This is a genomic window from Thalassospira sp. Z349TD_5, from assembly GCF_056173045.1.
Map to the genome: position 1 here is coordinate 3,528,601 of NZ_CM149654.1, position 12,435 is coordinate 3,541,035.

General features: G+C 49.2%; 10 protein-coding genes and 1 tRNA gene. 2 read left to right on the forward strand and 9 right to left on the reverse strand.

Annotation, left to right across the window (positions count from 1 at the left end):
• Positions 1–1,156: 1,156 nt before the first annotated feature.
• The 4 genes from AC0VXT_RS16235 to AC0VXT_RS16250 form a co-directional block, all read right to left on the reverse strand.
• Entirely contained in the window at positions 1,157–1,306 is a 150-nt protein-coding gene (locus AC0VXT_RS16235) for a hypothetical protein (RefSeq protein ID WP_475546252.1), read from the reverse strand.
• 903 nt (positions 1,307–2,209) lie between these two features.
• Positions 2,210–2,287, reverse strand: a tRNA-Ile gene (locus AC0VXT_RS16240).
• A gap of 126 nt (positions 2,288–2,413) precedes the next feature.
• On the reverse strand, positions 2,414–2,926 hold the full coding sequence (locus AC0VXT_RS16245) for a hypothetical protein (protein ID WP_475546253.1): 513 nt from the start codon (positions 2,924–2,926) through the stop codon (positions 2,414–2,416).
• A 279-nt stretch (positions 2,927–3,205) separates the two neighbouring features.
• A complete protein-coding gene (locus AC0VXT_RS16250; RefSeq protein ID WP_475546254.1) occupies positions 3,206–3,568 on the reverse strand; it encodes a hypothetical protein in 363 nt (120 codons plus the stop codon).
• Between the two features lie 342 nt (positions 3,569–3,910).
• Between AC0VXT_RS16250 and AC0VXT_RS16255 the strand changes: the two genes are divergently transcribed.
• Positions 3,911–4,671 (forward strand): IS5 family transposase gene (locus tag AC0VXT_RS16255; RefSeq protein WP_475548551.1). Its coding sequence is split into 2 segments (ribosomal slippage): positions 3,911–4,220 and positions 4,220–4,671, totalling 762 coding nucleotides; the frame shifts between segments, so codons are not numbered across the junction.
• 263 nt (positions 4,672–4,934) lie between these two features.
• Here AC0VXT_RS16255 and AC0VXT_RS16260 read toward each other — a convergent pair.
• The 5 genes from AC0VXT_RS16260 to AC0VXT_RS16280 all read right to left on the reverse strand — a co-directional run bounded on the left by AC0VXT_RS16260 (position 4,935) and on the right by AC0VXT_RS16280 (position 11,079).
• On the reverse strand, positions 4,935–6,146 hold the full coding sequence (locus tag AC0VXT_RS16260; protein WP_475546255.1) for an NAD(P)/FAD-dependent oxidoreductase: 1,212 nt from the start codon (positions 6,144–6,146) through the stop codon (positions 4,935–4,937).
• A gap of 309 nt (positions 6,147–6,455) precedes the next feature.
• Complete coding sequence (locus AC0VXT_RS16265; protein WP_475546256.1) at positions 6,456–7,193, reverse strand: response regulator transcription factor; 738 nt, start codon at positions 7,191–7,193, stop codon at positions 6,456–6,458.
• Complete coding sequence (locus AC0VXT_RS16270; RefSeq protein ID WP_475546257.1) at positions 7,147–7,539, reverse strand: response regulator; 393 nt, start codon at positions 7,537–7,539, stop codon at positions 7,147–7,149. The genes AC0VXT_RS16265 and AC0VXT_RS16270 overlap by 47 nt, the downstream gene beginning before the upstream one ends.
• A gap of 1 nt (position 7,540) precedes the next feature.
• On the reverse strand, positions 7,541–8,182 hold the full coding sequence (locus AC0VXT_RS16275; RefSeq protein WP_475546258.1) for a response regulator transcription factor: 642 nt from the start codon (positions 8,180–8,182) through the stop codon (positions 7,541–7,543).
• Positions 8,179–11,079: a PAS domain-containing protein gene (locus AC0VXT_RS16280; protein ID WP_475546259.1), complete on the reverse strand. Its 2,901-nt coding sequence runs from the start codon at positions 11,077–11,079 to the stop codon at positions 8,179–8,181. Before AC0VXT_RS16280 ends, AC0VXT_RS16275 begins: the two co-directional genes overlap by 4 nt.
• A 484-nt stretch (positions 11,080–11,563) precedes the next feature.
• Here AC0VXT_RS16280 and AC0VXT_RS16285 point away from each other — a divergent pair, with 484 nt between their 5' ends.
• Entirely contained in the window at positions 11,564–12,340 is a 777-nt protein-coding gene (locus AC0VXT_RS16285; protein ID WP_475546260.1) for an SDR family oxidoreductase, read from the forward strand.
• Positions 12,341–12,435: the final 95 nt, after the last annotated feature.

A 12,435-nucleotide genomic window follows, 5' to 3' on the forward strand; every position in this document is an offset into this window, starting at 1 on the left:
CAAGTTGAGAACTCCCAGGGGACGTGGCGCTTGTTCTTACCACTGAAAAATCGACCAACAACTCGGCCTTTGCTGCGGGTCACGACCCGCCTTGCTGATTCATACATGTTCTGCTCCTCAAGTTGAAATTAGGCAAAGTGATCCTGTGGCGTGCTTGACACGCAGTGCTTGCCTGAGAGGAGGGAACGTGCTAAATGAGAAGGTAACTACACCTTATCGCATTTAGCGACGTAACCAACCGTCTCAGACATTCTGGGGCGGTTTTTGCGTTTTGGCCTCATGAGTTGTTTCAGACAGCACGATCATTCTTCTGTCATGCCCATTGGTCAACACCATTAAAAGCAATTTCAATCATTGCGAGAATCTAGTGCTACACAGCTTTGAGACTGTGTTGGACATGTCTCGCATATGCATGTCATCTGTTTCCAATCTGTCTCTGATCTGTCTCTGATCTGTATAGCTTATGTCTTGATCAGCAATGATTTCAGGTAATCGTTCAGTGTGATCCAATTGACAGTATTGGAGGTTGCAAACAGCAACCAAAGATTGAAATGCCCTCCCAATCACCATTTTAATTTCAAGCACATTTTTAATATTCATAACTACACGTATTGCGTGTATTCGTGCGGCGAAAATTCGAGGGGAAATTCGTCCAAATTATCTCAGTTGGGAAAAACACACACCTGATAAACTAATGGACGAGTCGAAGTAGGCCCAAAATGGAAAAATCAAGTGGAAAAATTTTAGCTCATTGACCGTAGAGAAACGCATAGATCCTCTTGGCATCAAAGAAAAGTACCCGCAACGGATACATCGCCAACCGCTGAAATCGATGGCCTGGGGGAGGGCAAGTGTCGAGTGCCAGTGCCAACTTTTCTGGCGAAAATGTCATCTTCTCTGGCGAAAATGTCATCTTTTGTGGCACTCGACATTTGTCACGTGCCACATAAGATGACATTCGGCATCCTGCGAAATCAAAGGCTTAGCATTACAGAATGCCAGATAAGTTGACACGGATTGACACATAAGCTGACAAAAAACTGCACAATTGACAGAAAAGGTGACATATCCCAGCACTGGTCGCAGTGCTCGTAGATTTGATGTTATCAATGCGCAACAAACCGCGTCTAAACTATTGCAATTACCCGCTCTTAACTTAATCCCGCCAGAAACTCGGCAACAGGAACACCAGCAAGGTCTGAAACTCCAGACGTCCAAGGATCATTGCAACATCAAGCACCCATTTTGCCGCATCCGGCAACGTCTGGAAGTTACCGGCAGGTCCGACAATCGGCCTATTACTCAACCCCCCATTCTCTTGCAAAAGTTCAGAGTTTGTAGCTACAGCCTTTGAAGATGAGAATCTGAGATGCAGCAAAGCTATGGCATTCCTCCTGGCAAGCTGCAAATACCTTAGTCATTTAGGGGAAATTTTAGCTATCGTACCACGCTCTTGCCTGCTCAGCTCCAAGGACAGTAAAGCTCGCGATGCGCTCACTCGACACCATATAATGGAAGACTTTGGCCCTTATGCGCAGCCCGGTTTTAGAGAAGCATCGGTCACAATCCACATGGTGAGAATCTCAAAACGTCAACATAGCTGCACAATGGCTGAAACCCACCCCATTGGAAAGCTAGTAGCCGCAACCAGAGACTATAATGTGATCATAATGAGAGGAACGCACCCTGTTTCTGAGTCCTCAGAATGCACTGAACGTCCTAGCCTAATACACACAACCAATCTTTGTGACGGGAAGATATCAAGAGGTAAACTTAGTGCATCAAAACAGAATAGGCTAGTCTCAGGCCCAGTAGTTATGCTCCCAAGGGTAGCGCGACCAACCAAAGATAAAGTGTGCTTCGGTTACTTTGAGCAGCCTATCGTACCGTCAGATTGCGTAATATGCGTGAAGACCCTGCCATCAGGACATGAGCAGCATCTCCAAGATCAGCTCCTTCTGAATTGGGACGGCCTCAAGAACGCGTACTCAGGGACTTGCGCCGCTTACCTAACCCTTGAAATGTTTAAGGAGTTTTTGCTCTCCATTGGTTTCAAAGCAGAAGTAGGCAGCGACTTAACGACCTGGATTGCTTCAACCGAATCCAAGACTGATTGGAACACTAAAGCGATCACAGGCTAACAGTAGAAACTTAGCCCGGAATCAGCAACATTGTATTACGGTGATCAGCTCTCGCCTAGAAGAGATGTTGGTGGGCCCGGCGAGACTTGAACTCGCAACCAGACCGTTATGAGCGGTCGGCTCTAACCAAATTGAGCTACAGGCCCAGCATGAACTCTGGAGCAATATGTCCAAACATTCGATGCGGTTCGACAACCTAGAGGTTTTCTCATAGGCGTCAAGCCTATTTGGTTACTGAATACCGATGCATTTTTCTGGCTTGGCAATGATCACTAGAGCTCCATCGATCTCATGTCAGCTTCGAAGTTCTCATAGTCTCGCCAACCCAAAACCTCCATGACATTGGCCGCCATATTCTTCCCAGGGAATCTTGCCAGAGAAAACTGATTACCAAAGTCTTGCTCAAGGTGTCGAAAGAGTTCGACCACGTGCGGTCGGAAATTCCCCTCTTCGAAGTGAAGCGATTGGTTTCTTCCTTGCCAAATCACCTCTTTTACCGGCGAGGAACCTATAAGACGGCCGTCAGGACAAGCAGCTAATTCATTATGAACCGTTGATATACCTTGTTTACAAATTTGCAAAAGAGCTCCTGAAAGGGCTTGAATTGAAACTTCGCGGTTCAATAGAACTTGTTCAAGTTTTTGGATTTCGCCCTCAAGCTCCACTGCCTCCTCGTGCGCCTTGGCCATATTTCCAAACTTATGCTGAATTTTGAATAGCCCCTGGAATTGTAGACACCCCATCAATTTTCGGGCCAACATACTGATCGAACCAAAACCCAACATTCGCGAAAATCTTAAAACCGACAGGAGGGAGAAAGATTGGTTGAAACTTCAGTTTTCTTCCTATGCGTTCCAAAGTCATTATTGCACGGCATCGTCAATGAACTGCACGGGCAAGTGGACAACCCGGATTCAATCCATTGTGAAATCATCGACCGATTGACGGTTTGTTCCGCCACCAGATAAAAAAGCGCCCGTTAAACGAGCGCTTTAGAGCGCTAACTTACCCCACCAATAATTGAGATGCTGGGGTTTGTCTTAACATGGCGTGAGCAACACACCTTAGCCCTGCAATATCTGCTTGTTCAATTGATCAAGTTTCTCCTGCTTCTCTTTTTCAATAGTTTCGTCTTCCTCGTTCGGCGTCAGAAGGTCCTCTGCAGAGGTGGGCAGAACTGAATCGGATGCCTTATCTTGCTGACCAATCAACTGTGCCTCTGTTCGTGATTGAGCACCAGCATTGATGGCAAGCGGATCAACAGGAGAAGCATTCGTTAGTAGTGCTGCTTTGCCAAGGTCAACATCGCCCTCCTGACCTTCAAGCATGAAGTCGATCGTTTTTTGAGGGATCTGTTTATTTGCAACACTGATCCCCAATCTTTGAAATGATGCAACATTGAACTGGGATGGGTTAATGCTTGTCATAAGATTGTTCCTAGAAGTTTTTCCCGAAAAAGATGCATGCAATATATGCGCCAACCTAAACTCGACAAGCATGACTCTGAGGGTAGACTTTAGCCCCGAAAATATCGGCTTACTGTTCTGAATTGGCAGACGATTTAAATGCATGTGACCACAATCCTCTGCCTTTATTCTCCATTCTGCGATAAGTCAGAAGCTTGGGGTATCTCTGCAAACGGCCCTGAAGCCTTTATTTTCTGGGATTGGGAAAATTTTGCCTAGGTAATGTTGACAAACTGGATTCCCTAAAGATCTGTAATGTGATTCAAGGTAACTTTTACGGAGGTTTCCTTGGCGCGATTGTTGATGGAAGAAGCGGAATGGGCGTTTTTTGAGCCTTTTCTCTTGGCGATACGTGGGCGTGGTGGCCGTCGAGCTTTAGATCATCGCCGCGTTCTGGACGCCATCTTCTGGATTGCGCGAACTGGTTCGCCGTGGCGGGATCTGCCCGAAGAATTCGGCAAATGGTCCAGTGTCTATCGTCAATTCAGAAGGTGGACGTTGGCGGGACTTTGGGAGTTGATGCTTGAAGCGCTTAATGAAAGTGGCTCCATGCCAGATCAGGTTCAAATGATCGATAGCACTGTGATCCGGGCTCATCACTTGGCCGCAGGCGCAAAAGGGGGACTCAAAAAGAAGGTTTTGGCCGCTCAAAAGGTGGCTTTACGACCAAGATCCACCTCATTGCCAACGCTCACGGACTGCCTGTCAGGGCGGAAATAACCGGCGGAGAAGTTTCTGATTTCAAGGGCTTCGATATTCTAGTGGATACTGACCTGCCGAAAGCCAAGGTTTTTCTGGCTGATAGAGGCTATGACAGCGACCATATTCGTAACGTGATCGATCTGCGGGGCGGCATCCCTGTTATTCCAGGTAAAACCAATCGAAAAGTGCCAATCGAGGTCGATGCTATAACCTATGCTTTGCGAAATCGCGTTGAGCGTTGCTTCAATAAGCTCAAATGCTCACGACGCTTGGCAACCCGGTACGATAAAACCGCAGAAAGCTATCTCGGCTTCATTCACATAAGTTCGGTTCGCTTGTGGCTCAGAAGTTTGTCAACATGACCTAGTCGTCCGAATCTACATTTACTGATTATGAGCCTCCTTCTTATTTTGACCCGTGATGGAGCGGTTTTCATATATTATTATGATGCCACAGCATCCTTGCTCGACACCCAAAGCACCGTACGCAACTGTGCTACTGCTAAATCAGAGAAGCCGTGATCGACAAAGTATGCAAATCACAGCTTCAATTTCAGTCCCCTGAAGTCTTGTGAATCCTTCTAGGACCATCAGATTCAATTCTCCGTATACTACCGAAGAATATGCTAGAGATCAGTCACTCGCTCCGGGTCTGCAGACGCCAACGCTATGGCCCGGTCAGCCTTCGGCGGGTAAATCCAGATCGTATTGATCTCCCGCTTTACCTTCTTGGCCTTCTCGCCCATCAATTCGACCTTGCGATCCCAGCCACGTGTAAAGACTGCACCTGCGCTGCCCAAATCAAGGCACGTCACATATGCTTTCTGATGATAGCTCATCATCGGCACACCGAGCAGGTCGGCTGCAGCGTTATTACCTGCGAAGGCACCAAGCCGAGTGGCGTGCTGGCAAGACATCAGAGAAAAGTTTCCAAGATCATCGCTCGCAGCTTTGGCCGCGTCACCGGTAGCAAAGACTCCCGGAACATCAGGAACACGCAGTTCGCGATCAACCAGAAGACGTCCGAAATTATCACGTTCTCCAGGGATTTGTTGTGTCAAAGGTGCAGCACGAATACCTGCCGCCCAGATCACAGTTGCGCTCTCAATACGCTCGCCATCGCTGAGCGTAACACCATTCTCGTCCAACGACGTGACACCCACCCCCAATCTGGTTTCCACCGCGATCTCACGCAGCGCGTCCTCAATAGCCGGGCGGGCACCCGGTCCCATGTCAGGGGCGATTGCATCGTTTCGCTCCACGATCACGACCCGGATCTTGGCTCCGTCTCCGAGAATGGCTCGCAATCGTGCTGGCATTTCTGTTGCAGCCTCAATACCGGTGAAACCACCTCCTACGACAACAACAGTTCCCCGGGCTTTTGAAATAGGCCGGTCAGCCAGTTCGTGCAAATGGCGATCAAGAGTGACCGCGTCGTCGAGTTGGTCAACACTAAAGCCATATTCTGCAAGACCGGGAATAGGGGGACGAAACAGATGACTACCTGTTGCCACCACCACACGGTCATAGGCCAGAGAATAGTGATCACCATCTGCTCCAACGACATCGATCATGCGGCCACTCGTGTCAATCGTATCGACCTTACCTTGCATATAAACGACGTCGATAGCGTTTAAGACTTCGTCAAGAGGTGCGGTTAACGTTTCAGGAAGTGGCTCATAAAGACGCGGACGAATTACCAGTGTCGGTTCCGGGGCGACAAGAATGATTTCTAGCGCTTGCGACGAAATACCACGGGCATCACGCAGACGCGCTGCCGAAAGTGCGGAATACATGCCGGCAAAGCCAGCACCGATAATGACAAGTTTCTGTTGCATGGTTAAGACTCCGATGCCTGCTCTCGGGAATGCCTTAGCCCTAATCAACGGAGGGCATCGGCGTGAACAAATCGTATATCGACCTGTATTGAACAGAGAGAATGATGGCTTGTCTCGTCATGACAACGATACTGTGCTGAGGAATAGTTTGACTTCGCCAAACGCTAGGAAGGCATAGGTCACAGGATGGTTTAGAACTTTTAATGGTCCCCAAATTGTATTCCTTCGTCGCCCACAACATATCCTGCCACGATAAGGAATAAACAAAACCCAAAAGCCAGAAACCCGGTTAAATATTGATTTCTTTCATTAAAGTTCAGGATGCGTTCCAGCTTTTCGAACAGGAGGGGGCAGTGTTTCCCATGCCCGAATTAGTTCGCCGATCGAGGTAACCTCCATCTTGCGCATGATGTTGCTGCGGTGCAGCTTGACCGTTACAACACTGATACCAAAATCGAATGCAATCTGTTTGTTAACCCGACCAACCGCCACTTCGCACAGAACTTCCCGTTCGCGTGGTGTCAGGCTCTCAAATCGTTCGAGGTTGCGCTTGGCCACCAGTCGCTCCTGTCTGAGAGTAACATCCATCGCGATACCCGCAATAACTGCATCAAGCAGGGTTTGATCCCGAACCGGCTTTGTAAGGAAGTCAACGGCACCCGCCTTCATTGCCTGAACTGTCATCGGAATGTCGCCATGTCCAGTCAGGAATATGATCGGCTTCGGGTTTCCGCTTTGAGCTAGGTAATGCTGCAAATCAAGGCCGCTTGCGCCCGGCATGCGTACATCCAGAATCAGACAGCCCGGACCGTCCAGCACATCCGCCTCAAGCAATTCATGAGTTGACCCAAAACAAATCGGGCGAAACCCCGCTGACAGAACCAATTCGTAAAGCGCCTCGCGAAGAGATAGGTCGTCATCAACAATAATGACAAATGGTTGCACTTCTTCACTACTTGGTTGTGATGACAATAATGGTGATCTCCGCGAAAGCGATTGGTCAACTCTCATCTTCATCCTCCTTCGTTTGACGGCTGCGAATAACATCTCCTATAGCCGCGAGTAGAGCTCTCCCGTCGAAAGGTTTGCGAAACAACCCACCAATACCTTTGGCTCGTTCCTGGTCAGCTATTTCGTGACGGCCTGTAATCAGGAACACCGGCAATTCCGGTTGCTGCATTTTCACCCGATCACGAAGCTCGAAACCGTCTATGTCGGGCAGGCCTATATCAGTGATAAGCACGTTGACCCCCGACAACCCAGTCATAAGCAGTGCTCCAGCAGAAGAAAAACTGCGAACGGCATAGCCTGCGGATTCTAAAAGGTCTCCCAATAATTCAAGCAGTCTTGAATCATCATCAACGACTGCGACAACAGGTATTCCGGTGCTCATCTCAATTCCTCCCTGTGCGACGTGAATGGGTTATTGGAATTTTTAATCGCTCCGCAATACGTACCAGATCAGCAAAAGAATTTGCCCCCATCTTCTTCATTACATTCCTTCTATGAATTTCCAACGTGACCTCACTGATTCCGAGTTCAGCTGCAGCTTGTTTGTTCATAAGACCACTGATAACGAGCGGTAAAACGTCCCGTTCACGCGGTGTAAGTTCAAGATAGCGTTGCGTCAAAACACCAAGCTCAGCACGCTTCGTACGTTTTGCGCGATCTTGTTCGATGGCCGCCTGAATTGCTGCCATAAGGTCTACATCGCTGAAAGGCTTGGTCAGAAAATCTACGGCACCGTGCTTGATCGCTCTTACTGAAGAAGGAATGTCACCGTGCCCTGTTATGAAGACGATCGGTGGATGTTCGCTCTGTAAAATCTGCCCCTGCAGATCAAGACCATTGATGTCAGGCAGTTCTACATCAAGGATAAGACAAGCGGGATAGTCTGGCTTATTGGCAACGATATAGTCTCCCGCCGATCCGAAAGCCTCGGCACGCATACCGTGAGAAGCCAAGAGATCACTCAATGCTTCCCGAACACTTTCATCATCGTCGACGATGAAAACGATGTGGTCAGCTATCATCATGGCGTTAGCTTCACTTCAACAGGCAATGTAAAGATAAAACGCGATCCGCAGGGTTGGTTATTCTCCACCCATAACTTTCCACCATGTGACTCGACAATCGACCGACAGATCGCGAGCCCCATGCCCATACCGCGCTCTTTGGTCGTGAAAAACGGTTGGAATATTTTGTCAAAAAACTCAACACCAGCGCCAACGTCACTGATTTCAAGCTGTACCACTTCTTCGGTTGACCCCACACGCACACCAAGAATTCTTTCGCCTGTCACAGAGTTCATCGCATCCATGCCGTTACGGATAAGATTAACTAGAACCTGCTGTATCTGAACGCGATCAAGCAGAACAGGTGGAAGGTCCCCATTAAGTTCAATATCCATGCGGATGCGACGCCGCAATGCCTCTTCGGCGATGACATCGCACGCCTCAGTGATGACACTGCCAAGCGCCACGACATTTCTGCTCTCGACAGATTGCTTAAACAAAGAGCGGATTCGATTGACGACATCTGCCGCCGAGTTGGCATCCCGGATAATCCTTTCCGACGTATTTTTTGCGCGCTCGAGATTAGGGGGTGAAGCTGTTAACCAACGGTGGCATGCAAAAGAATTGGCAACAATTGCGGCCAGTGGTTGGTTCACTTCGTGCGCTATAGAAGCTGATAGTTCAGCAAGACTTGCCGCCTGACTTGCACGGGCCAAACTTTCCTGTGCCAAACGCAACTTTTCCTGCGCCCGAACCTCGCCATCAATATCCAGACAAATAACATTCCACTGTACGATCTCGCCTTCGGCGTTCCGCATGGCTGCAGCACGCGTTTCCATCCAGCGATATTCGCCGTCAAATCGACGCAAGCGGTGTTTTCGTGCATATGGTTCACCAGCTGACAAACAATGAGTATAATGTTCTTTGACATCAGCCAGATCGTCGGGATGAACACTCTGGTTAAGAGTACTTGCCAATAACGGCTTCCCACTCAATTTTTCCAGATCGTAACCAAGATATTTACTGAGCTGTCGACTGCGATACATCGGCTCTCCATCCGGACCTGCACAGTCAACCATTGCCGGTAATGTTTCCACAAGTTGCCGATACATACGTTCGCTTTCGCGCAATGCGTCCTGAGCCAACACCAAGTTATGGATGTCAACACTGACACCATACCACTGCAAGATATTGCCATCTTCGTCATATAACGGTTCGGCACGTGTTTCGGTCCAGTGATAACTACCGTCAGCACGTCGTTGTCGGTACCGCTGCACGTAGGGTTGGCCTGTCGCGATAGACTTGCCAATGGCTTTTAATGCTAAGTCTGCGTCGTCTGGATGGAGAAGAACGCGGACAGTCGGCGCATTATCCAAATCAGTAATATCTTCCAACGACATCCCGGTTACTTCTACGAAACGCTTATTGACGTAGCTCGGCGTTCCGTCAGGCGTCAGCCCCCAAATCAAAGCAGGCACTGAATCGATCAATTGCTGAAGCTTTCGCTTGCTCTCAATAAGAGCAGCCTCCGTCTTCTTATAAACGTCGATATCGATCGACGTGCCATACCATCCGGTAATACGTCCTTGGCTATCGTGTGTCGGTCGGGCTGCAATCCGATGCCACACATACTCCCCATTTTTGCGCAACATCCGGTATTCAACGTTCCAGGGATCACCTGTTTTCAGGCTACGGCGTAAACCAGCAGCGGCATGATCATAGTCTTCAGGGTGAACGCCCCTGCTCCAGCCGGTGTCGCCTCCATCGATAAATGCTCCCCCTCTTACTGGCGCATTAAGGTCGTCCAGCGTCATGTCGATTGCAATCTGTGCTGTCGGAGTAACATAGGTAAATTGCCCGGCGGCATCGAATGCCCATGCTTTTCCATACAGGGCTTCAATTATCTTTGCTGCTCTCACTGCTTCAGCTGTTTCACCAATTGAATCAGAGATTGTCCAACGTTCATCCAGCCTTGATGCCATCGGAGCCACATCTACGCTTACACCATATCCCGGATCCACACGATACTCGGTAAAACGGTAGCTACCGTCAGCCTGCCGAGCCCGAAAGCTCATGACTTGCGGCACACCCGTCCAAAAGGCATATGCGCTTGCCTGTGTCGCCGCAGGCCGGTCATGAGGGTGTATTTCATTCAACGGCGGGAAACTCTCGGATAATGTACCGTCTTTCATATCGGAGAGTTTCGAACTACCGGCCTCTACGCCACTGCATTCGGAGATATCACTATCAATGACAGTGCCATACCATCCAGTAATACGCCCTCGGCTATCACGCACAGGCTGCCCCGAACTCCTCCCCCAACTGTAAACGCCGTTGGCTCTAAGCATACGGTGTTCAATATTATAGTGCTCACCCGTTTTTAGACAGCGACGCCATACCGCCGCCGCGGTTTCATAGTCTTCGGGATAAATCACAGGTTTCCAACCTAGGTCACCGTAATCAGAGGTCGCATTCAATTCATCCAAACGTATACCGAGAAAAGTCAATGCTGCCGGGGTAACATAGGTGAACCTGCCAGCAGCATCCGTCGCCCATGCATTCCCAACGACACTCTCAATGGTCTGCGCTGCGCGCAAGGCATCTTCATTTCGAGTTGCCCGCATCGCAGCAACAACAATTCCTCCGACGCAAATCACCGTAGCATAGAATGCCGCCCATTCCAGTGAGACGCCCCGCATGCCCCCAATGGAAAAACACGTGACCAACACAGAACCAGCGAAAGCAATCCCCAGCACTGTATAGAGCATCAAGGCTGCCCGTCTCTGGGTAAAAAGAAACAAACCAGCAACGGGAGCGGTCAACCCAAACGGTGTCGCCGCAAACCAGCACACCGCAAATCCGACAACGGATGCAAGTATCACCAGAGCCAAGCGCTGATGGAGAGGCACTACAATCATGAACGGCTCCTCTCGCCAGATTCCTACTTTGCAGAAACAACGGATAGATCAAGTATGAGTTAAAGCACCCAATAACTCATACTAATCTCTATGCCCTTCGATTGCACATCATGGAAATCCATGTATCGGTTAGGAAAGCGTATGAAAAATTTCCGATCTTCCCAGTCTAACAGTCATCTTTGAGGTACCTGCCCAGAGAAATCAGGCACGCGTTATGTCGTTAGAAACAAACGTTACATAGAAGATCACATCGACATGGGTCGCATCGAGTAACACCCCCGCGACAGGCCTTAATCTAAATTGCGGGTGTGTCTATTTCCATAAACACACCTCTACTTCCTAGGTGGGAATGATTACGCCAACTACTAGGTGCACCTAACTATTCGCTATGGCGAACTGTATCCGCGAACAATATCTAGCGGCCACTCCCCGATGCATTCTGGGCACCTCAATTGTTTCGATGCTCAAGGAATGGAGGGAGCCCATGAAAATCGTTGTTATAGGAGGTAGTGGTCTAATCGGATCAGGCCTCGTTTCTAGTTTACAGCACGACGGATACAACGTCATAGCAGCCTCACCGAGCAAAGGCGTCAACACCATCACCGGCGAAGGTCTGACCGAAGCGCTGTCAAATGCGCAAGTAGTTGTCGATGTCTCAAACGCACCGTCTTTTGAAAACCGCGCAGCTATGAAGTTCTTCAAAACTTCTTGTAGCAACCTTCTGACCGCAGAGGCCATCGCCGGTGTCCAACATCATATCGCTTTGTCCGTCGTCGGCACCGAACGTCTTCTTGAAAGCGGGTATTTCCGCGCAAAGAAGGCTCAGGAGGATCTGATCAAAGCGTCGAGAATTCCTTACACTATCTTACGTTCGACTCAGTTTTTCGAGTTCGCCAGCAGCATTGTCAAATCGATTCCTGGCGAAGACGTGATCCGCCTCTCACCAGCTCTTATTCAGCCCGTCGCTTCGGAAGAGGTCATCGCAACGCTGGCCAAACTGGCCATTGCCCCACCGCAGAATACGACTGTCGAGATAGCTGGTCCCGAGGTTTATCAACTTGACAATTTTATTCGCACGTTCCTGAACGCAGAAGGCCGCAAACACCAGGTGATTGCTGACATTTACGCCCGCTACTTCGGCGCAGCACTGAACTACCGGACTCTCACACCGTCCAAACTCCCTCATTTGGGATCAATCCGTTTTGCAGATTGGCTCAACCGCGCTGTTTCATCGAAAACAAAGAGTGAAGCACTGCACTAAACGTCAGCGTTTTGACGGGAAAGATAGCCAGATACAGGTACTGGCAACTTTGCAGATCCAGCGAAACCTCGGCCTCAACACAGTCAAGACAGCAT

Excerpts from the sequence above, each read along its gene's own strand:
- AC0VXT_RS16260 (WP_475546255.1), bottom strand. The coding sequence starts at position 6,146 with ATGCAACAGAAACTTGTCATTATCGGTGCTGGCTTTGCCGGCATGTAT.
- AC0VXT_RS16245 (WP_475546253.1), bottom strand. The coding sequence starts at position 2,926 with ATGTTGGGTTTTGGTTCGATCAGTATGTTGGCCCGAAAATTGATGGGG.
- AC0VXT_RS16285 (WP_475546260.1), top strand. The coding sequence starts at position 11,564 with ATGAAAATCGTTGTTATAGGAGGTAGTGGTCTAATCGGATCAGGCCTC.
- AC0VXT_RS16275 (WP_475546258.1), bottom strand. The coding sequence starts at position 8,182 with ATGATGATAGCTGACCACATCGTTTTCATCGTCGACGATGATGAAAGT.
- AC0VXT_RS16265 (WP_475546256.1), bottom strand. The coding sequence starts at position 7,193 with ATGTTATTCGCAGCCGTCAAACGAAGGAGGATGAAGATGAGAGTTGAC.
- AC0VXT_RS16270 (WP_475546257.1), bottom strand. The coding sequence starts at position 7,539 with ATGAGCACCGGAATACCTGTTGTCGCAGTCGTTGATGATGATTCAAGA.
- AC0VXT_RS16250 (WP_475546254.1), bottom strand. The coding sequence starts at position 3,568 with ATGACAAGCATTAACCCATCCCAGTTCAATGTTGCATCATTTCAAAGA.
- AC0VXT_RS16280 (WP_475546259.1), bottom strand. The coding sequence starts at position 11,079 with ATGATTGTAGTGCCTCTCCATCAGCGCTTGGCTCTGGTGATACTTGCA.